The sequence below is a fragment of the Amycolatopsis sp. NPDC031561 genome (genome assembly GCF_055580625.1).
This window is the reverse complement of record NZ_JBVILA010000026.1, coordinates 49,577-68,676: the sequence shown is the minus strand read 5'-3', so window position 1 is coordinate 68,676 and position 19,100 is coordinate 49,577. Positions and strand designations below refer to the sequence as shown.

At 66.8% G+C, this 19,100-nt stretch carries 23 protein-coding genes; 15 read left to right on the top strand and 8 right to left on the bottom strand.

All coding sequences use genetic code 11. From position 1 onward, the window contains the following. Nucleotides 1-114: 114 nt before the first annotated feature. Nucleotides 115-1,269, top strand: a complete 1,155-nt coding sequence (locus ACZ5IK_RS36440) for a hypothetical protein (protein ID WP_465491825.1) — start codon at nucleotides 115-117, stop codon at nucleotides 1,267-1,269. 79 nt (nucleotides 1,270-1,348) lie between these two features. Here the strand turns inward: ACZ5IK_RS36440 and ACZ5IK_RS36435 are convergent, their stop codons facing one another. The 3 genes from ACZ5IK_RS36435 to ACZ5IK_RS36425 all read right to left on the bottom strand — a co-directional run bounded on the left by ACZ5IK_RS36435 (nucleotide 1,349) and on the right by ACZ5IK_RS36425 (nucleotide 6,223). Next, a complete protein-coding gene (locus tag ACZ5IK_RS36435) occupies nucleotides 1,349-1,642 on the bottom strand; it encodes an STAS domain-containing protein (RefSeq protein ID WP_465491824.1) in 294 nt (97 codons plus the stop codon). After that, nucleotides 1,642-5,754, bottom strand: a complete 4,113-nt coding sequence (locus ACZ5IK_RS36430; RefSeq protein ID WP_465491823.1) for a SpoIIE family protein phosphatase — start codon at nucleotides 5,752-5,754, stop codon at nucleotides 1,642-1,644. The genes ACZ5IK_RS36435 and ACZ5IK_RS36430 overlap by 1 nt, the downstream gene beginning before the upstream one ends. A gap of 94 nt (nucleotides 5,755-5,848) precedes the next feature. Next, on the bottom strand, nucleotides 5,849-6,223 hold the full coding sequence (locus tag ACZ5IK_RS36425) for a hypothetical protein (protein ID WP_465491822.1): 375 nt from the start codon (nucleotides 6,221-6,223) through the stop codon (nucleotides 5,849-5,851). Here ACZ5IK_RS36425 and ACZ5IK_RS36420 point away from each other — a divergent pair. Beyond that, nucleotides 6,207-7,190: a hypothetical protein gene (locus ACZ5IK_RS36420; protein WP_465491821.1), complete on the top strand. Its 984-nt coding sequence runs from the start codon at nucleotides 6,207-6,209 to the stop codon at nucleotides 7,188-7,190. The genes ACZ5IK_RS36425 and ACZ5IK_RS36420 overlap by 17 nt on opposite strands. A gap of 35 nt (nucleotides 7,191-7,225) precedes the next feature. Here the strand turns inward: ACZ5IK_RS36420 and ACZ5IK_RS36415 are convergent, their stop codons facing one another. Continuing rightward, entirely contained in the window at nucleotides 7,226-7,711 is a 486-nt protein-coding gene (locus tag ACZ5IK_RS36415; RefSeq protein ID WP_465491820.1) for a hypothetical protein, read from the bottom strand. Between the two features lie 22 nt (nucleotides 7,712-7,733). On the opposite strand from ACZ5IK_RS36415, the gene ACZ5IK_RS36410 reads away from it, so the two are divergent. The 11 genes from ACZ5IK_RS36410 (at nucleotide 7,734) to ACZ5IK_RS36360 (ending at nucleotide 13,674) form a co-directional block, all read left to right on the top strand. Next, nucleotides 7,734-7,898, top strand: a complete 165-nt coding sequence (locus tag ACZ5IK_RS36410; protein ID WP_465491819.1) for a hypothetical protein — start codon at nucleotides 7,734-7,736, stop codon at nucleotides 7,896-7,898. 274 nt (nucleotides 7,899-8,172) lie between these two features. Next, a complete protein-coding gene (locus ACZ5IK_RS36405) occupies nucleotides 8,173-8,472 on the top strand; it encodes a hypothetical protein (RefSeq protein WP_465491818.1) in 300 nt (99 codons plus the stop codon). Nucleotides 8,473-8,724: 252 nt separating this feature from the next. Continuing rightward, entirely contained in the window at nucleotides 8,725-9,195 is a 471-nt protein-coding gene (locus ACZ5IK_RS36400) for an Asp23/Gls24 family envelope stress response protein (RefSeq protein WP_410599678.1), read from the top strand. Further along, a complete protein-coding gene (locus ACZ5IK_RS36395; RefSeq protein ID WP_465491817.1) occupies nucleotides 9,192-9,524 on the top strand; it encodes a hypothetical protein in 333 nt (110 codons plus the stop codon). Before ACZ5IK_RS36400 ends, ACZ5IK_RS36395 begins: the two co-directional genes overlap by 4 nt. Beyond that, nucleotides 9,521-9,697, top strand: a complete 177-nt coding sequence (locus ACZ5IK_RS36390) for a hypothetical protein (protein WP_410599676.1) — start codon at nucleotides 9,521-9,523, stop codon at nucleotides 9,695-9,697. Before ACZ5IK_RS36395 ends, ACZ5IK_RS36390 begins: the two co-directional genes overlap by 4 nt. A gap of 5 nt (nucleotides 9,698-9,702) precedes the next feature. Then, nucleotides 9,703-10,107, top strand: a complete 405-nt coding sequence (locus ACZ5IK_RS36385) for an Asp23/Gls24 family envelope stress response protein (RefSeq protein ID WP_465491816.1) — start codon at nucleotides 9,703-9,705, stop codon at nucleotides 10,105-10,107. Beyond that, nucleotides 10,104-10,631 carry a DUF6286 domain-containing protein gene (locus ACZ5IK_RS36380; RefSeq protein ID WP_465491815.1) on the top strand — a complete coding sequence of 176 codons (528 nt, stop codon included), beginning with the start codon at nucleotides 10,104-10,106 and terminating at the stop codon, nucleotides 10,629-10,631. The genes ACZ5IK_RS36385 and ACZ5IK_RS36380 overlap by 4 nt, the downstream gene beginning before the upstream one ends. Further along, nucleotides 10,628-11,200: an Asp23/Gls24 family envelope stress response protein gene (locus ACZ5IK_RS36375; protein ID WP_465491814.1), complete on the top strand. Its 573-nt coding sequence runs from the start codon at nucleotides 10,628-10,630 to the stop codon at nucleotides 11,198-11,200. The genes ACZ5IK_RS36380 and ACZ5IK_RS36375 overlap by 4 nt, the downstream gene beginning before the upstream one ends. 40 nt (nucleotides 11,201-11,240) lie before the next feature. After that, nucleotides 11,241-11,513: a GlsB/YeaQ/YmgE family stress response membrane protein gene (locus ACZ5IK_RS36370; RefSeq protein WP_465491813.1), complete on the top strand. Its 273-nt coding sequence runs from the start codon at nucleotides 11,241-11,243 to the stop codon at nucleotides 11,511-11,513. A gap of 447 nt (nucleotides 11,514-11,960) precedes the next feature. After that, entirely contained in the window at nucleotides 11,961-12,818 is an 858-nt protein-coding gene (locus tag ACZ5IK_RS36365) for an alpha/beta fold hydrolase (protein ID WP_465491812.1), read from the top strand. Between the two features lie 97 nt (nucleotides 12,819-12,915). Next, nucleotides 12,916-13,674, top strand: a complete 759-nt coding sequence (locus ACZ5IK_RS36360) for a ParB/RepB/Spo0J family partition protein (RefSeq protein ID WP_465491811.1) — start codon at nucleotides 12,916-12,918, stop codon at nucleotides 13,672-13,674. 788 nt (nucleotides 13,675-14,462) lie between these two features. Here ACZ5IK_RS36360 and ACZ5IK_RS36355 read toward each other — a convergent pair. From ACZ5IK_RS36355 to ACZ5IK_RS36345, 3 genes are all read right to left on the bottom strand, one after another. Next, nucleotides 14,463-15,098: an STAS domain-containing protein gene (locus ACZ5IK_RS36355; protein ID WP_465491810.1), complete on the bottom strand. Its 636-nt coding sequence runs from the start codon at nucleotides 15,096-15,098 to the stop codon at nucleotides 14,463-14,465. 217 nt (nucleotides 15,099-15,315) lie between these two features. Beyond that, nucleotides 15,316-15,714, bottom strand: a complete 399-nt coding sequence (locus ACZ5IK_RS36350; RefSeq protein WP_465491809.1) for a DUF6292 family protein — start codon at nucleotides 15,712-15,714, stop codon at nucleotides 15,316-15,318. 309 nt (nucleotides 15,715-16,023) lie between these two features. After that, nucleotides 16,024-16,338 (bottom strand): STAS domain-containing protein, encoded by a 315-nt coding sequence (locus tag ACZ5IK_RS36345; RefSeq protein WP_465491808.1) that lies wholly within the window; start codon nucleotides 16,336-16,338, stop codon nucleotides 16,024-16,026. A gap of 446 nt (nucleotides 16,339-16,784) precedes the next feature. On the opposite strand from ACZ5IK_RS36345, the gene ACZ5IK_RS36340 reads away from it, so the two are divergent. Together ACZ5IK_RS36340 and ACZ5IK_RS36335 are read left to right on the top strand one after the other, a co-directional pair. Beyond that, nucleotides 16,785-17,138, top strand: coding sequence for a hypothetical protein (locus ACZ5IK_RS36340; RefSeq protein WP_465491807.1), 354 nt, complete (start codon nucleotides 16,785-16,787; stop codon nucleotides 17,136-17,138). Between the two features lie 315 nt (nucleotides 17,139-17,453). Continuing rightward, on the top strand, nucleotides 17,454-17,804 hold the full coding sequence (locus ACZ5IK_RS36335; protein WP_465491806.1) for a hypothetical protein: 351 nt from the start codon (nucleotides 17,454-17,456) through the stop codon (nucleotides 17,802-17,804). A gap of 248 nt (nucleotides 17,805-18,052) precedes the next feature. On the opposite strand, the gene ACZ5IK_RS36330 is transcribed toward ACZ5IK_RS36335, so the two are convergent. Beyond that, on the bottom strand, nucleotides 18,053-18,817 hold the full coding sequence (locus ACZ5IK_RS36330) for a lysyl oxidase family protein (RefSeq protein ID WP_465491805.1): 765 nt from the start codon (nucleotides 18,815-18,817) through the stop codon (nucleotides 18,053-18,055). Nucleotides 18,818-19,100: the final 283 nt, after the last annotated feature.

Sequence of the window (19,100 nt, the reverse complement as noted above, 5' to 3'; positions counted from 1 at the left end):
AGTCGAATGGTGCGGCAACGTGCGGGGGCCACCGTGTTTCCCACGGCGAGTTCGGTGGGTTTCCCCACGACGTCGTGGGGAAACCGGCGGGTATCGATCTGCGAGGTGAGGCACATGGACACACCACATGAGGTGGCCGTCGGGGTGCTGGCCGACGAAGGGCTGCCGGAACAGGTGGTCACGACGATCGCCGAAGATCTGCCGAAGGTGTTCGCCGCCAGGGTGAGCGGGGAGGCAGAGTGGCGGGTGGAGCATGAGGTGGAGCAGCTGCCGCTCAATGAAGAGGGCGACATTCCGATACGGGCGTTGGCGCAGCGCTACCGGCAGGACCGGGGCTGGGATCTGCTGGTCTTGGTCACGGATCTGCCCCGGCGGGCGGGGCGAAAGCCCGTGGTCGCGGCAGTCGACGCCGAGCACGGGGTCGCGATGATCTCGCTGCCCGCGCTCGGTGCTGTGCTGGTGCGTCGTCGGGCACGGGCGTTGCTGGTCCGTGTGGTGCGGCAGCTGGTGTCGCGGCGGCTCGGAACCGAGGGTGCCGGCGCCGGGAGGACGGCGGTGGAACGGTTGCGTGAGGCGCTGGCTCCGACACAACGGATATCCGACCGAGGTCAGTCTTCCGCGACCCACCTCGCTCTGGTCGGGTTGCGTGGCCGGCTGCGGCTGCTGGCCGGGATGGTGCGGGACAACCGTCCATGGCGGCTTGTGCCGCATCTGGCGGGTGCCACCGCGGCCGCGGCCGGGACCGCCGCGTACGGCATCATCACCAGTTCGTTCTGGAAGCTCGCGGACGCGCTGGCCCCGCCCCGGCTGGCGGCGATCACACTGGTCACCATCCTGATCATGACGATGTGGCTGATGGTGTACAACCACCTGTGGGACCGGCCTTCCGAGGTCGCCGAGCGACGCAAAGCCTTGCTGTACAACGTTTCCACGGCGACCACACTGGCGGTCGGAGTGGTGTGCATGTACGCGATCCTGTTCGTGCTCGCGCTACTCGCGGCGACCGTCCTGATCGACAGCGGCTACTTCGCGCAGACACTGGGACATCCGGTCGGTGTCGGTTCGTACCTGAACCTGGTGTGGTTGTGCACTTCGGTCGGGATCGTCGCCGGTGCGCTCGGGTCGAGCCTGGAGGATGAGGAGACCATCCGCGACGCGACTTACAGCCGCCGTGAGCGGGAACGCCAGGAACGAAACCGGCGTCGGCAGGAAGACCGGACATCCACGGACGCGCAAGGCAGTACGCGAACCTCGCCCGGCAACAAGTGACGGGCCGTGGAAATCGCCGTCATGGCGACGGTGAAATCGAGCGACGGCCTTGTCCGATGATCAAGGCCTCGCCGACTCGCTACCGATCCAAGACGTCGACAAGCTCGGCCAGACCGCTGACCGTCAGCACCGGGAGCAGCACGGGATTCGCGATGATCCTGATGTGGTCGACGTGGGTGAACAGCGCGTTGATTCCACCACTGTCGAGGTAGTCCAAGCCGCGAAGGTCGACGATGACTGTGCCGTCCTCTTGGATGTCGGCCAGGGCACGGGTGAAGTCGGCGACGTTGCTCAGGTCGATTTCACCGGTAGCGGTGAGCACCACGGCGCCGTCCTCGCGGCGGTCCGTGTCCAGCGAAAGCGGTGTACTCATCAAACGATCCTCGCGTTCAGCTCGACGGTGGTGCCGGTGACCCCGTGGTGGACGACGACATCGTCCATGAAGGCGCGCATCAGGGTCAGGCCGCGGCCCCGGTCGGGGTTTTCTGCGGGGCGCGGCGTCTTCCAGGAGCCGGAGTCGGCGACGACGAGCCGGATGCGGTCGGCTGTCGCGGTGGCCCGCAGCGAGACAGGGCCACCAGGGTCGTCGCGGTGGCCGTGTTCGATCGCGTTGGCGACCGCTTCTCCGGCGGAGACGAGAATATTCTGGATCTGGTCTCCGTCGAGCGCGCAGCGGTCGAGCCAGCGGCGCACGGCTTTCCGTACGGGTGCGAGCTGACCGGCGTCCGCGGGGAAGTCCAGCTCCAAAGGTCCCGGCACGCGAAGCACCAGGAGCGCGACGTCGTCTTCGTAGCCCCCGTCCGGAGCCAGCTGAGACATCAGCAGGCCCGCCAGCGTTTCGGTCGTGGCGTCCGGGTTTCCGGCGATGAGCTCGGCGGAACGGGAGATGCCGTCGGTGAGCGGAGCCCGTCGTCGCTCCACCAGTCCGTCGGTATAGAGCAGGAGGGTGGCACGGGGAGGAAGAAGCACTCCCGCCTCGGGGCGCGGATAGCCGGGTTTGACACCGAGCGGGATCGACTGCGCGTTCTCGAGCAGCTCGGTCGTCTGGTCGGCGCGGACGAGCACAGGCGGCGGATGCCCGGCAGTGGAATACCGAACCTCACCTGTTTCCGGGGTGAGCACCGCGCAGAAGGCGGTGGAGCAGAGGGCACCGGGCAGTCGTGCCGCGAACCGATCCAGCCCGCTGAGGGCAGCGGCGGGCTCAGGATTTTCCAGCAGCAAGGCCCGGCAGGCACTGCGCAACTGCCCCATCACGGTGGCCGCGGACAGACCGTGCCCCACGCAATCGCCCACGACCAGGCAGATCCGGCCGTCTTCGAGTTCGAACAGGTCGTACCAGTCGCCACCGACCTGAAGCGGACTGTTCGCCGGTTGGTAACGGACGGCGAACCCGCCGGGTAGCTCCTGCGGGCCGAGGATCGCGTGCTGGAGCGCCAAAGCGGCTTCGCGTTGCCGGTCGAGCTGATGTACCCGGGCGAGGCCCTGGCCTAGCCGTCCGGCCAGCACCGCCAGCAGGGTCTCGTCCTCGGCTGTGAAAGGTCTCCGCTCGGTCAGCTCGATCCAGACGACCGATACCCCGCTCGGATGCTGCAGGGCGACACCGGCCGTGCCGGCGTGGACCGAGGTCGGGCAGAGCAAGGCGGCTTCCTTGAGGCCGGTCATGGCGGCGCGGGCGCCGGGCGTGAGGTCGGTCCACGTCACCGGCTCACCTGAGCACACCAGTTCGGGAGCTCGCGAGCCGTTCCGGCCGGCGGGAAAGGTGGCCGCGACTACCCGGTGTGCTTTCCAGACCTGGCGAAGCTCGTCCATCGCGGACGCCAGCGCCTCGGCGACGGTGTCGGACTGGGCGAGCTGCTCGTTGAGGGCGGCCAGAGCGGTCTGCCTCTGCACGGCGTAGTGGTCGGAAGTGACGTCGCGGAACGTGCCGACGGTGACACGGCGGCCCGTCTCGGGATCTTCGACGTGGGTGAACGTGACGGTGACCCACAGGCGGTGCCCGTCGCGATGGGTGAGAGGAACAGTGCAGCTGCCCCGCGGGTCGCCCTGCACCAGATCGAACGCCTCGATGAGCAGCCTGTTGGCGTCAGGATCGCCGTCCGCTGCCGGCCACCATGGATGCGGGACCGGGTACGGCAGGTTCTCTGGACCGTAGCCGAGGATTTCGGAGAAAGTGGCGTTGATTTCGGTGACCGCGCCGGTCTCGTCGCAGACGAAGAACGCCTCCTGCAATGAATCGATCAGCGCGGTGCGCCACCGGGCGTGATGCGTGCGCAGGCGGGTCAGTTCCACGTTCGCCTGGACCCTGGCCAGGAATTCGGCCGAGGCGAACGGCTTGACGAGGTAGTCGTCGGCCCCGGCGCGCAAGCCTTCGACCGAAGCCTCCTGTCCGGCTCGCGCGGACAGGAGCAAGACCGGCACGGCGGCCGTCCGAGGATCCGCGCGCAGGATGTCGACAAGGGCGAGGCCGTCGAGGGCGGGCATCATGACGTCGCTGACGACCAGGTCCGGAGGATCGGCGCGGATGGCGGTCAGTGCGGCCTCGCCGTCCCCGACGACATCTACGGTGTATCCGGCTTTCTTCAGCAACCGGGCCAGGTACTCGCGCATGTCGGCGTTGTCGTCGGCGACCAGCACCCGCGTCGGAGTCAGGAGCGGGGCGCCTGGTTCCTTCGGCGACGCGGTGTCTTGGAGGTCCTTCGGCTGCCAGCGCAGCGCCTCTTCCACGTACTGACTGGTCACGGCCTCGCGGTCGCTTCCGGGCTCGGTGATGGCATCGGCGGGTAGATGGGCGGAGCCGAACGGGAGCCGGATGGTGAAGGAAGTGCCCACACCTTCGTCGCTTTCGGCGGTGATGGTACCGCCGTGCAGTTCGACCAGCTCTCGGGCCAAGGCCAGCCCGATCCCGCTGCCTTCGTGTGATCGGGCGCGGATGTTTTCGATGCGGTGGAAGCGTTCGAACAGCCGGGGCATCTCGGTGGCGGGCACGCCGACCCCGGTATCGGTGACGGTGACCACCGCGTGCGACCCGTCCCGCCGGACCGCGACGGTGATCGATCCCTCGAAGGTGAACTTGACAGCGTTGCTGAGGAGGTTGAAGACCACCTTTTCCCACAGGCCGAGGTCCAGGTGGACCGGCTCGCCGAGGCCTGGACAGTCCACGGTGTACCGCAGGCCCACCCGGTCGACGGCGGACCGGAAGACACTGGCGAGGTCGGCGGTGACGACCGAGAGGTCGAGGGGTGCGAAACGGCCCTCCATCCGGCCCGCCTCGATCCGGGAGAAGTCGAGCAGGGTGTTCACCAGTTTGCTCAACCGCAAGCCGTTGCGGTGCGCTACATCCAGTTCCTCCCTGGTCCGCTCGTCCCAACCGGTCTCGCGGCCGCGAAGCTCCTGGATCGGGCCCATGATGAGCGTGAGCGGGGTGCGGAATTCGTGACTGATGTTGGAGAAGAAGGCTGTCTTGGCCCGATCCAACTCGGCCAGCTCTTCCGCACGCCGCTGCTGGGCCTGGTAGCTGCGGGCGCTGGCGATACCGGCGGCGACGTGTGCGGCCACGAGCTCGATGAAGCCGCGATAGGCCTCGTCGAGCTCGCGATAACGGTTGAGTCCCGCGACCAGGAACCCGTACGGGACTCCGCCCTGTTGCCGCAGCGGGACGGCGAGCGCCTGAAGGGGAGGGGCGGGCCAGTCCCCGGACGGTGGTCGCGGCGAGTCTCCGAGATCTACCAGGGCCGGTCTGCCCTCGGCCAGTTCACGCTCCGGCCACGACGGTGAGAAGGCCGGATCACCGTCGACGCCGGACGAACCCGCCAGGCGCGCGCGACCGTCCTCGAACAGGTAGGTGAGGGTGAACGGCAGATCACGCAGGTTGCGGCCGAGCTGGTGGCCGGCGAAGGCGAGCACTTGCTCGTCCGTGACGATCACGCTGGGGTCGGATCCCAGATCACGCAGGGTCGCCATCCGGCGTTCACCGATGACCTTGACGGTGTCTTCGTTGACGACGCACAACATGCCGACCACCTCGCCGTCGTCGTCGCGCAGCGGGCTGTAGGAGAAGGTGTGGTGGCTCTCCTCCAAATACCCGGACCGTTCGACGAACAGCAGGAGCGCCTCGTCCCAGGTGGCCTTGCCGGTGGACAGGACGGATTCGATCCGTGGGCCGATGTCGTCCCAGATCTCCTTCCAGACCTCGCTCGCTCTCCTGCCGAGCGCCCAGGGGTACTTGCTTCCGAGAGTGTTGTGGCGGTAGGCGGAGTTGCAGAAGAAGGTCAGTTCCGGGCCCCAGGCCATCCACATGGAGAATCGAGAGGACAGCAGGATGTTCGTCGCGGTCTGCAGGCTCTGCGGCCAGCCGGAGGGCGGGCCGAGTGGGGTGCTCGCCCAGTCCACTGCGGCGAGATCCCGGCCGATCTCGGGATCCGCGGCGAAGACATCGGTGCGACGGGGATCTGCCGTCGACAAGACTTCGGCGTCGTCAAGAGGCACACGAACCCTTTCCAGTCCACACTTTCCGCAGGTGGACAAGCCTAACGCCGCGGAACTCACCCGGCATGCCGTTCTTCGTTTTCGCTCTACGTCGTCACGGGCGCTGCGCCGTGATCTTCGCGACGAAGCCGTTACCCAAACATTTCCAGCCCGACCCCTCCCAGCTGCCGTTGATCATGTACAGCTTGCCGGGCGGGACGTAGTAGGCATCCACGTCCAGCCACCAGGCGGAGGCGCTGTTCGCCGGCACCGACCCGACGGGTGCGTACCCCTTGCAGTCCGGCCAGGCCGCCCGATTACCGGCGACCTTGATCGGCACATTCAGTTGATTGACCACGCGGCCGCAGTCGCGAGCGTTACTCCAGCACGTCTCCCAGTCGGCCGCCGACTGGGAAGGCTGACCGGCAGCGTCGGCGGCGGTGGCCTCGGACACCGAAGTACCCAGTGCGACCGTGGCCGTCACGGTCATCACGGCCATCGTGACGAGGCGCCGGCGGCGGTCCCTGAACGTGTTCCTGGGCATGATCGATCACTCCTGTTCGGATGCGTGGTACTGCGAGGAGATCTCGCAGTACCAGCCCACACCCGGTGTGACCTGCGGTGGCGCCCATCTGGACGGTTCTGGACATCCTGAAACATCCCTGGACGATCTTGTGTCAGACTGGTCACCCACTGTTACCGAGGGGTATGTGATGGACGACGCCGACCCGGCCAGAATTCACAGCCTGGACGACCTCAAGCAAGAATTCGACCTCCTTCGCCGGGCCGGAGGTCGTCGGCTGGGCAAGCATCAGCTCTCCCTGCAGGACTTGGTGAAACGGGTGAAGGAGCAGCGTGATGAGCGGGAGGTGCCGCGCAGCACGCTCGACAACTACCTCAGCGGCCGCACCCTCGCCCCGCACGAGGTCTACGAGGCCATTCTGCGGGCGCTGGGGGTGGACTCCGCCGCGCTGGGGCCGTGGGCGGATGCCTGGGATCGGCTGGACGACGCCAGATACCCGGCAACCGGCGACGACCCGGAACCGGCCGCCACGCCGCCTGCCTCGGCCCGGGCATCTCGCCGGAAACATGTAGTGATCGGGGCACTGGCGGGAGCCGCTGTGGTCACGGCCGGCACGGTCGCGATCACCGGCTTCCTCGGCGCCGACTCGACGGCCGCCGGCGAATGCCCAGGACCGCAGAAGATCTGCCTCTGGTCAGGGGACGTGAACGATCCCTCGAACAGGTACGGGCCGATTCCCCCGTCCTGGAGCCTCACCGACTCCAGAATCCCGTTCGCGGGTGCCCTTGCCGGTTTGAACAACAGCAACCAGAACCAGAGACTCTGGTCAGACATCGACCTTCAAGGGCAATGCACCGGGTTGTTCCGCGTTTGGTATGCGGGCGAACGCTTCACGAACCACCCGTGGGCTGTCCGGTGCGTCAACCACACCTGATCGGTGCTGGGTACTTCGTTTGGCCCCCGAGGTGATCACCGCGATACGCACGACAGCACGTTTTCGTACAAAGCCCGGTGTGCGAGGGCGATCTCCCGTCGCTGCAGCCTGCGTCGGCTGGGAACGGCCTGCCAACTCGGCCGTTTGTGAAAGGCGTATCGGACGGTGTCGGCCAGCCCTTCGGCGTCGAGGTCGGTCGGGGCGCCCAGCGACGAATAGAGCGCCGCAACCCGTCCCGCTGCTTCCCGGCACGTCGAGCCGACCACGATCCGATCCGGATGGAGGAAGTCCCGGACGGCGGTGCCTTCCCTGAGGAACTCGGGATTGGACACCACGGTCACGTCGTCACGGCGCAGGAGCGACGTCAAGCGGGTCGCGGTGCCGACCGGGACGGTGGACTTGGTCACCACGGTGCAGCCGGGCGCAAGTACTTCGCTGATCTGCTTCGCCACTGACTCGAGGATGCCGAGATCGGCGAGGCCGCCCGCGCCCATCGGAGTCGGCACGCACAGGAACACCATCTCCGCGTGCCGCAGAAAGCCGGTGAACGCGGAACCGAATCTCTCGGCACCCTTGGCAGACCTGCGAACACACCTGACTCGGGAACACGCCGACTTCGCCGACCGGCTCGAAGCGATCACCGCGCACACGCACCAGGTGCGGCAGCACGCCGTGGACAACCGTCACGAGCGTGACGTCCCGTCGTGAACCTTCCCCGCCGCTCGACCACCTCGGCTCCGCTCTGTCCACAGCTTCGGCGAGGTGATGCGATCGGTGCGATCCTGGCGGTATGACCGATCGGCCAGGGCCATGACGAGAACTGGAGCGGATCCGGGGAGGCCGGAGCCGGGCGCGGGTCATTCCCGGGTCGCGTTGGGTACCGGGCCACTTCGAGAACGGCTGCGGGCCCAGCGTGGCCGGTCGGTCGATCCGGACGGAGTGTGGGAGGGGCCGATCAGGATCCGGCTGTCTGGGCACGCGGATGGCTGAGCTGGATCGCACGCCTGACGGGCACTTTGTGGTGATCGATGGCAGGCGTTGGCGGGCCACTGATCCGGAGGTCCCGGAGGAAGCGGCGGCTCGGTTGCGCAGTCTGCTGATGCGGGCTCGCCGGGATGTGGGTGCGGCCCGCCGTGCTCAGGACGTCGAAGCGGAGCGGGACGCCCGGGCGCGGGTGCACACCGCCAAGGTCGCTTTGGGCGAGCGCGGTACTCCTTGGTGGGATCAGGATTCCGCGGAGCGGCGGCAACGGTGGCGACACGGCCTGGACCTCTTGAGCTGAACCCTCTCGCCGTCGCGATCTCACGGCCCGACGTAGCGGATCGGGGAAGTCGATGCCCGGCCGGGCAACCGTCAGGGCCGTGTTTCGTCGAAGTACCTCGAAATCGGGGTCGCACTACCTGAACTGGCGGGATGGGGGTCACACGATGGGGTCGTGACGATCTTCTCGGGGAGGGGTCTTAGTGGTGTGGAAGCGAAGATGGAACACCGAGAGCTTCCGGCGAGACCACAGGAACCGATCCGAGGAGACGTCATGACGAATTCGACCGCTACCAAGGCGCCCAGCCAGTCGAGCGCAGTCGAGAAGACCGGCACGGGTGCTCTGGAGTCGAGCAAGGGGGCGACCACCATCGCCGACACGGTGGTGGCGAAGGTCGCGGGCTTGGCCACCCGCGAGATCTCCGGGGTCTACGACCTGGGTGGTGGCGCGGCCCGGGCGTTCAGCGCGATCCGTGAGCGCATCCCCGGTGCCACCGCGTCGGCCAGCCAGGGGGTGTCGGTCGAGGTCGGCGAGAAGCAGGCCGCGGTCGATCTGCAGATTCTCGTCGAGTACGGCGTGTCCATCGCCGACCTGTCGCGCGCGGTGCGCAGGAACGTCATCGGCGCGGTCGAGCAGATCACCGGCCTCGAGGTGGTCGAGGTCAACATCAACGTCTCCGACGTGCACATCCCGGGTGACGACGAGGACGAGGACACCAAGACCGACACCGGCCGCGTCCAGTGAGCCTCGGCGTCGAGATCGACGCCGACCGCATCGCCACCGCTGTGCAGGCCCAGCCCCGGATCGCGGGTCTGCACAGCGGCCGGTTCGGCGAGATCGCCACCCTCCTGCGCGGACGCCGGATCCCGGGCATCCGGGTCCGCGACGACGAGATCACCATCGGTGTCATCGGCCGCTACCCGGCGACCGCCGTCGAAATCAGCGACGACGTCCGCACCGCCGTGGGGCAGGTCGATCGCCCGATCCATGTGCGGATCGGCGATATCGCCTCTCCGGCCGGTGCCACGGTCGAGGATCCGGACACGATCGCCCTTGCCAAGGAGAACCAGTGAATTCCACGCATCTCGGTCTGCTCACCGGTCTCGCCCTCGGCCTCGCGGCCGCCTTCGGCGGGTTCGGCGCCTTCCTGGTCGTCCTGGCCCTCGGCGCCCTCGGGTTGCTGGTCGGCCGTGTCGTCGACGGCAAGCTCGACTTGTCGCAGCTCACCGGCCGTGACAGGGGCTGATCTCCATGACCGCCACCCTGCCGAGCCCGGCGCCCAGGACGGCTCCCGCCGCTTCCGGCGACCGGGGCGTCCTCACCATTTCCGACAGCACCGTGGAACGGATCGCGGCTCACGCGGTGACCGAGGTCGACGGCGTCGGTGGCGCCGCGAGCCGCGTGCTCGGTGTCGCCGTCGGTGGTGAAGACCTCGACAACAGCGCCAAGGTCACCGCGAAGGTCGACGGCGGGACCGCCACCCTCGACGTGAGGATCTCCATCAGCTATCCGATGTCAGTGTCTCGCACCACCGAGAACGCCCGCCGACATCTGATGCGCCGTGTCGAAGAGTTCACCGGGCTCACCGTGTCGCACGTGGACATCACCGTCACCGCGCTGCACACCGCCACCGCCGAGACCAGGAGGGTCCAGTGAAACGCCGCCCCCGTCGCAGCATCCCCGCGACCCTCACCGCGATCGTCCTGCTCGCCGCCTGCGCCCTCGTCGCGGTCATCGCGATCCAGATGCTTCTCGGTGAAACTCCTTGGATTCGCTACGACACCGTCGCCGGTGCCCTGCACGACATGCGCTGGAGCGACGTCGTGACGGCCATCGCCGGTGGCGTCGCGGTGTTGCTCGGGTTGATCCTGGTCTTGGCGGCGATCCTGCCGGGCAAGCCCACCGTCCTGCCGCTGCGGGGCGATCCGGACTCCGGTGCCTCGCGTCGCAGCTACCGTTCCACCCTGCACGCCGCGGCCTCCACAGTGGACGGTGTGTCCGGCGCGACGGTGAGACTCAAACCCCGCACCGTCACCGCGAAGGTGAGTACCGGGCGGACGACCATCGATGGCCTCGCCGACGCCGTTCGTGGTGCGGTCGAACACCGGCTCGACCAGATCGACCCCGTCCTCCGCCCGACCGTCAAGGTCAAGGTTCGTGCCGCCAGGAGCGCGTCATGACCAACCTCAATCGCCCCGCACGCCTCAACCGCACCGTGCTCGCCCTGTTCGGGCTTGTCCTGATCGCGGCAGGCGCTTTCGCGCTGCTGACCCATTTCGGCACCGTCACCGTCTTGCGCCCCGAATCCGCGTTGGTGGCCGGAACCTCGCAGCCGCCTACCTGGACGCTCTACGTCACCGCAGCGGCCGCCGTCGTGCTGGGCCTGCTCTTGCTGCGATGGCTCATCGCGCAGCTGACCCGCAAACCCAAGACTCACACCTGGCACTTCGAGGCCGACCCCGCCGCCGGTCGCACCGAACTGGCCGCGAGCACCGCGATCGAACCGTTCGTCACCGAGGTGACGACCTATCCCGGCGTCCACGCCGCACACGCCACACTCGCCGGGACCCGCGACACACCGGCCGTGGTGCTGGTGATCAGCGCCGAGCAGGACGGCGATCTCACCGAGATCCGCCATCGGATCGACACCGACGGCCTCCCTCGGCTGCGTCGAGCACTCGATCTCGACGTCCTGCCGGCGACCGTCGAGTTCCGCTTTTCCACCAAGACGGGAGCTCGCGCGAGGTAGGGCGCGAGCACCTGTCCACGATCGATCATGAGGTGAAGAAATGCTCTGGACCATTCTGGGTTGGATCCTGTTCGGACTGATCGCCGGTTTCATCGCGCGAGCTCTGGTTCCGGGCAAGGACGACATCGGCCTGCTGCGGACCATCGTCCTGGGCGTCGTCGGCTCGGTCGTGGGTGGCTTCCTGTTCGGCCTGCTGACCGTCGGCTTCCGTGGGTTCCAACCGGCGGGATGGATCGGGTCGGTCATCGGCGCGATCATCGTCCTGGTCATCTACAACAAGGTGACCGGCCGCAAGAGCCGTCCGCGCGGGTGAGCAGGGTGTCGCCGAGTACCAGGACTCCATCCGGGTGATCACGCTTGTCGGCGGCAACGCCCTAGTCGGCAGGTGCGTGAAGCCGGTGGTGAGCCATCCCACCCGACTGCAGGGTGTGGCGGAGTACGGGCTCTTGGGCGGTTTCGTCGAAGTGCACCCAGCGCGCACCAGGCCGCGGCGGAGGAATCGAAGGTGAACTGCCCGCAGGACACCACGGGTCTGCGGGGGATGAGCGTGGACCACCCGGACTGATCACGCGTCACAGGAAAGCGTGACGCCGGTCCACGGTCGACGTCCATCGACCGTGGAAGTCTTGACGAAGTCCGGCGCAGGTCACAATTCTTCCGCGACCTGAACGAGCTTCTTCCTCATCCAGGCTGCGCGACGGCACCTTCTCGATGCAGACTTGTCGGGGTTGACCGCGCTCAGCGAATGGAACAAGGGGCGATGTTCGAAGGTTTCGAGCTCGAAAACGTCGATGTCGGCGAGGTGACCTTGAGGGTCCGTCACGGCGGTTCAGGCCCGCCTCTCGTTCTCCTGCACGGTCATCCCCGCACCCACACCACCTGGTACGACGTCGCGCCCCGGCTCACGGACGCGTTCACCGTCGTCTGCCCGGATCTCCCCGGCTACGGCCAGTCCTCGAAACCCGAGTCCACCGAGGACCACTCCGCCCACTCGAAGCGCGCCATGGCCCGGCACATCGTCGCGCTCATGCGGCATCTCGGCCACGAACGGTTCGCCGTCGCGGGGCACGACCGGGGAAGCTCGGTCGCGTACCGGCTCACTCTCGATCACTCCGAGGCCGTCACGAAACTCGCGGTTCTCGACGGCCTTCCCCTCGGCGAGCACCTTTCTCGTGCTGATGCGACCTTCGCTCAAGCCTGGTGGCATTGGTTCTTCTTCGGCCAGCTCGCGAAACCCGCCGAGCGTGTGATCAACGCGGATCCGGACGCCTGGTACGGCGGCGATCCCGAAGCGATGGGCGCCGAGAACCACGCCGATTTCCTGCGCGCGATCCACGATCCCGAGACCGTCCACGCGATGCTCGAGGACTATCGCGCGGGCCTCGGGCCCGACCGCGAAGCCGACGACGCCGACAAAGCGGCTGGGAACAAGATCACCTGCCCCGTCCTCGTGCTGTGGTCCAGCCGCGACGATCTCGAAGACCTCTACGGCAATCCCGTCGCCGTCTGGCAGGAGTGGGCCGGGGACGTCCGCGGGCATCCCATCGAGTCCGGCCACCACATGGCCGAGGACAACCCCGCAGACCTCGCCGCAGCGCTCCGCGAATTCTTCCGATGACGGTGGAACGACGAATCGGAAGCGTAGTCATCCCCCCGTTTCTCGACAGTTTTCGCACGGCGCTTAGAGCACTGCGCGAGCGGGTAGATCACGCGGTATGAGTTGGTTGAAGTCGGTGCGTGGACGGCGCCAGTCTGGTCTGATCCCCTTCGCCGATGCGTTGGAGGCGGTGGGTGGCGACGGAGCCATGGGCACGTATGCGGATGAGGTTCCGCTGCCTCAGGTGCTTGGCTCGGTCTCGCGGTCCGACGATTTCGATCACCGGTTCAGGCCCCGCCGGCACACAGCCCGGTACGAATCCGTCCTCGCGCGGTTCCGTGCCGGGGAGGCCCCTCCGCCTGTCGAGATTGTTCGGCTCGGGCAGCTCTACTTCGTGTCCGACGGACACCATCGAGTGGCCGCGGCTCGAGCGCAGGGCTGGACCCACATCCCCGCCATCGTCCGGCGGATCTGTTCCGTCGCCTACGTGTGCAGTTGTGTGTCGGTAGTCGACCTGCCAGCCAAGGCAGCCGAACGGCGATTCCTGGAAGAGGTCCCGCTGCCCGCAGCTCTCCGCCGCGACCTGTGGCTCGACCGTCCCGCGGACTGGTCGCGACTGGCCGACTCCGCACTCGCGTGGGGATTCCGACGCCAACGCGACGGCGAGGCCACCCGTGCCGATGCCGACGCGCACAGCCTCGCCGGCACCTGGTGGGTCGAAGAGGTCGCACCGGCAGTCGACCGCATCCGCGGGAACGCCCCGACCGACCTCGTCGACGTGCAGCTCTACATCACCGAGCTGGCCCGCCGCGATGGCGTAGCGGAACTTCGCTGGCCGGCCCCTCATTGCTGCCCCGACCACACCCGGCAATCCTGAGAACCTCCAGCCAGAGGCCGGGCGAACGTCCAGCTCAGTGCCATGGTCCCGCCGTAGGCCACTGTCCACTCAGGATTTCACAAGCCGTTAGGCCGATCGTGATCAGGGTTCACTCGTCCTGGTCTCTCTCCCCGAACGGGGTTCCGGAAGAGGTGTGACTGCGAGGTCCTCGACCTATGGCGACGGAGGCGAAGGTGTGGAGTTTGCCGAAGCCGCGCGGTGCCTGAAGTGAGCGTCTTCTTCGGGTGATGGCCGACCGGAGGATTGCCCGGCGTCGGGAGCATAAGTCCGTCCGACCCACGACATGACCTTCACGTAGGCGGCGATGCGGCCGACCTGGGCCGAAAGCTGTCCCGTCAGAACGGCGACACCGACGTAGACGCTGGATAGCGGGTATCGCATCCCCACAGCTACCACGCCGCAGAACACGAGCCCGACGATGTCCAAGGACTCGACGCGCTTTCGTCGCCCGGCAGGCGCTGGCTCACAAATGAGTCGACAGCCAGATCGCCATCCATAACAGGCACCCCATCGCTCCCCCGACACCGAAAGCGAGCAGCATTCGCCGAATGGCGGCGATCTCACCTGACCGTCCGGTCGTTTCGGTCATCCCCACGCGTGTGCCGGCCATCTGGGTCATGCGACTGAACTTCCCCGCCGGCCGACGCTTTACACCTGGATCACCGTTTATGGTGAGGTCGCTCGTGCGCATGCGCCCAACCCGATGGCATCAGCGTAGTCGGCTAGGCCGCCTGTGCGACGAGAGTTCGCAGACCGCGCGGACGTCCTCACGCGAGAGCGGCCGTAGCGAGACGGTCATTGCTCAAGGGCGAGAAGGCTCGTGGGACGAGCGACATCTCAGCGGCAGCGTGGTCGGTGTGGACAGGAAGGACGCGTTCGAGGCGGAGTGCCTTGATGGGTCGCAGGACGGCATGATGGCTCGCGATGACCGCGCAGGCGATGCCATGCGAGTGGGCGGTGGTGACCGCCTCGAGCAGGATCGCCAGCCCACGGCCGGAGATGAAAGTGACGTCGGTGAGGTCGACGATCAGGGCAGCGGGTCGGCGATGTACTTCATCGGCGAGCTTTTCCCGGAAACGCGCGGTGACGGCTAGGGCGTGGCCCGTAAGTCTGTTCGATGGGCTTCGTGATCCAGGTGGTTCCTGACGGTGCGGGCGGATCGGCCTCGTACCGGGTCGTACTCGGCCGCGTCCGCCCGTGCCGTCAGGGGCCGCCTGGGCGCGGAGACCGCGAACATGGCTTATGAAACACGCCCTAGGTCCAGGTCGCCGGTGGCGGTGACGGTGGTGGTCACCGGGGGACGTGTAGATCGCCGTTCCGGGTTCCTCGTTCGTTGCCGAGGCGGCGTCGGCGCGACGGTGGTGGAAAGCATGTGGTGGCCTCCTCGTCCTGCGGGAAGCCACCGGCCTTCCGCAGGTGTCGGGCGGCCATGTGCGGGGCCGGACCAGGCAGATGTCGGGCGACGGCTGCTGGGCTCAACCGCTACGCCACGACGGATTCACCTACGTCTCGCCTGGCGCGGGCCCGGAACCGGGCACAGATGTAGTGCCCAGCCTCGCTCTCTCTTAATCGTCCGACGACCTGGCCTGCGAGAGAAGCCGTCCTCGCCGCGGTCGTGGGTCAGAGAGAGCAGGGCGAGCTGGGTGCGTCCTGGCTCATGATCATGACAGGGCGCAAGTACCCCGTCAGGCGCTCAGCGAGGGTCACATCGCTTTCCCTGATCCCGGTCGGAGTCGTACTGGAGCGGCCGTGGTCCTCACGCTCACATACTTCACGCGTGAATGCGGCGACGGCCGTCGGCGAGGGAAGAATCTCGAGCCCGTGGTAGGCCACCGTGACCAGGTCTTCGCTGCTGTTCGTCTCGAGCGCCAGGGACCAGCCGTACCGCTCGTCCCATACCAGCGCGACGTCCTGGTCGGGATGATCGGGTAGCTTCCGGTCCAGGGCGATGTACGCGCCAGCCGTCGGTTCGAGTTGAGCGTAGAAGGCGTCGCCGTGCATCCCGAGCTCTTCGATCACCAACCGGACGTAACGATGAAGTCCATGGATGACCGCTTCTCCGAATCCCGATTCCATCGTGAAAGCCACCTCGCACTGATCACTCTGCGGGCGCCGGCTGCTTGACGCGGAACGCGTGGAAAGTCCCCTCGGCGCACAGAATGACCACTGGGTGACGGCTTCAAACCTCATCGGCGGATCGGCCTGCACCTGCGTGAGGGAGCAGGAGGCGTGCCTCGTCCGGAAAGCCCGCGGTTCGACGCCGAAATACGCGGGTAACCGTGGAGTGGCCGAGTGGCAAGTTCGACGGCGGCTCCGGCAGGCCGGGCGTCAGTTCACTGAACGAAGATCCGCCACGGCGAGGGCGATGTGCCGATCGGGGTAGTGATCGAGAACGGCGATCATGCCGGTGGCGACCATCGCGCGGTAGGCGACAGAGCGCGGGCCGAGTGCTATCCGGAGCGTGACGCCTTTGGCGGCGGCTTGATCGACGGCGGCATGCAGCGCCTGAATGCCGGCCACACTCAGGAAAGTCACCTCGGCGAGATCCATCACGATCGCTCGAATTCCCCGGCTTCGGGCGAGTGCCGTCGCGACCGCCATTTCCACGACGATGGCGGTGTGCGAATCCAGTTCACCGGTCAAGACGATGACGGCCGGACGCGCCGGTGAACACGACATCCGCACAGCTGCCGCGGACGCGAGGCCCGGTATCCAGATTCTTTCCATGCGCACCCGATAACTCTCGCGTTCCCACGGGGGAACACTGGCGGTAACCCGGGCAGTCACGGTAAAACCAGCTCTCGGGATTTCGCAAGCGGTCGTGAGCCGACTCAGTCTCTTGGGTGTCCGGTGATCCTTGTGCTACAAGAAAAGGGCCGTGCTCGTGCTCCGCGTCGAATTCCTCTGGCGGGCAAGGAGAGCGTTACCCGATTGGACCACCGGTTGCGCGGTCAGGGGACCGCGGCGCCCACACGATGGTGGATCGGCATGGAAAAGAGCGGGTGACCTCAGTACGTTTCCGTGACACAGGACGAAAGCACACTTCTCTTGCCGTCCTGTTCAATGCAATCGCCTTTCAAGGAGAATCCATGCTGAAGAAGATCGGCTTCGTCGCGGCCGCCATGGCCGCCGGCGCCTTCGTCGGCGGTGGGGTCGCGTCCGCCGACACCCCCGACGACTACTACGACTACGGCCACGACGTGAGCGAGCAGGTCGGCCTGGTCAACCTGAACAACATCGACGCGCTGCACAACGTGAACGGCACGCTGGGTGTGTGCGGCAACGACGTGAACGTGCTCGGGGTCCAGGTCCCGATCCGTGACTCGCTCAACGGAATCGGTGTGCCGATCCTGTCGCCGGGTGCGCACGAGGCCAGCGGCGAGTCCCCGTACAACTGCGCCGCCGGTGGCATCACCGACGGCGGAACTTCTCAAGGCAACTAGTAACTTCTCTGCCGAGGCTGCCCGTTGTGTGTGCGGAAGCCGGCCGAGGCAGGGGATCCGGCGAGGCGCATCGGAGTCGTGAGGCGCGCCCGGAACACGGAGAAGAGATGCACACTCCGCTGCGTGTTCCGGGCCCGCTGCGACGCGAAGCGACGCCGGCACGGGTGGGGCCGGTTCATCCTGCCCAGGAGCTGACCGGCCCCATCCAGCGTGAACTGCACGATAGTCGATATCCCTGGGTGCGGCGAATCGAAGTTCGCCGCCCGGGTTCCCCCTCGCCGGGTTCATCCGGCGGGTTCCTCTAGGAGTTTTTCTGTGATCAAGCAGCTTGGGTTCGTCGCTACCGCTTTGGCGGCCGGAATGGCGATGGCCGGCGGGTCCGCGTCGGCGGCCGGTGTCACTGTGGCGGGTCAGCCGGTGGACCACAATGGTCAGCTGGGTCTGGCGAACGTGCAGAACCTCGACGCGGTGCACAACCTCAACGTCGTCGGTGGTGTCTGCGACAACAACGTGAACGTGCTCGGGGTTCAGGTCCCGGTCCGTGACGTCGCCGAGGGTATCGCCGTGCCGGTTCTGTCTCCGGGTGAGACCGAGGCCGAGGGTGCCACCCCGGACAACTGTGCCGGTGGCGGCATCGTCGACGGCGGGACCGTTCAGGAGAACTGACCGATCCCGCGAAACAGCCGCCGCACGGATGCCCCTCCGTGCGGCGGCTTTCTCGTGCGGTTGGAAGCCGGCTGTCTCTGCGGTGTACCGCGGGTGAGGTCAGGCTCCCGGCACGGCCCGGGCCGCCTGACCTCACCGCTTTCGCCGCCCCGAACAGCGACTGAGCAAAATTCTGCCCACAGGTCTTCGTCGTCGCGACTCGAGTCATCCGATCCGGGACGGCGTTGTTCCCCGAGTTGCAAAACGGTTCAGCCACACCGTTTCCGGCCGGGGCAACCGCGAAGGAACTTGACGACAGGACCTCGCGGGAGGACCTCGTGCAGGCCCGGTGCCCCGTCCGGCCATTCGATGGACAGGGCGATGGACGAGGAGTTGTTGCCGTAGTTCGACTCCGCCAAGGTCCGGTCGTCGTTCACGGTGTTCACCAGGTCGTAGGTTCCCGACGGCACATCGGTGATGTCCAGCCACTGGAAGTCGACGTCGTACTTGTAGTCGTCACCGGATCCGACGGAGATTCCCTCGACCACGTCGAGTGCGTCCGGTTCATGATGACGGCATTTGTTCGCTCGCAGGCGTTGGGCGAGTTCCGCGTCAGGGCCGAATTCGCCAGGGACCCGCCCGAGCTTGTCGATGTCCGCGACACGAAAGCGATCGCCGAGGCAGAAGCCGTTCTTGCGATCGGTGACGACGGTTTTTCCCTGCTTCGAGACGAGTGCGAAATGCTCGAAGTTCATCAGGTGCCAATGCTGGTGGTCCATGGCCGGTTCGTAGTAAGTGAAGGTGCGGGTGGAGCGTTGCGCTTCGTCGTAATTCGACGGTATCGACCCGTCCGCGGCGTTGCGCAGAGCTTGCCGGACGGTCATGCGGTTCTGCGCCGTGTCACCGCGTCGGCCGTAGAGCAGCAGCGGTCCGTCACCGATGTTCTCTTCTGAGCTGGTGAATCTCAGTCTGACGGCTTGCGCGGCGGCGGGGAGGACACAGCGGCCGTTCGGTGCCGCCGGATCGATCACCATGCACACGTCCCAGTCGACGCATTTCAGAACGTCCCCGGAGAAACCTCCAGCGCATCCCGGGGGAGTCTGCCGGAGATCGGGCAGCAGAACTTGCGGTGACGCGTCAGAGCTGGGAACGGCGGTCGTGACGGCCGTCATCAGTATCACCGCGGCGAGTGAGGCATATTTCTTGAGCAAAGGGATGGACCCGATCTGTGCTGACATCTTCGACAGGTTGACCCTATTCGAGTAAGCACTTTTCTGGTGAAACATATAACCGGATCACACCATGGATTGATTTTTT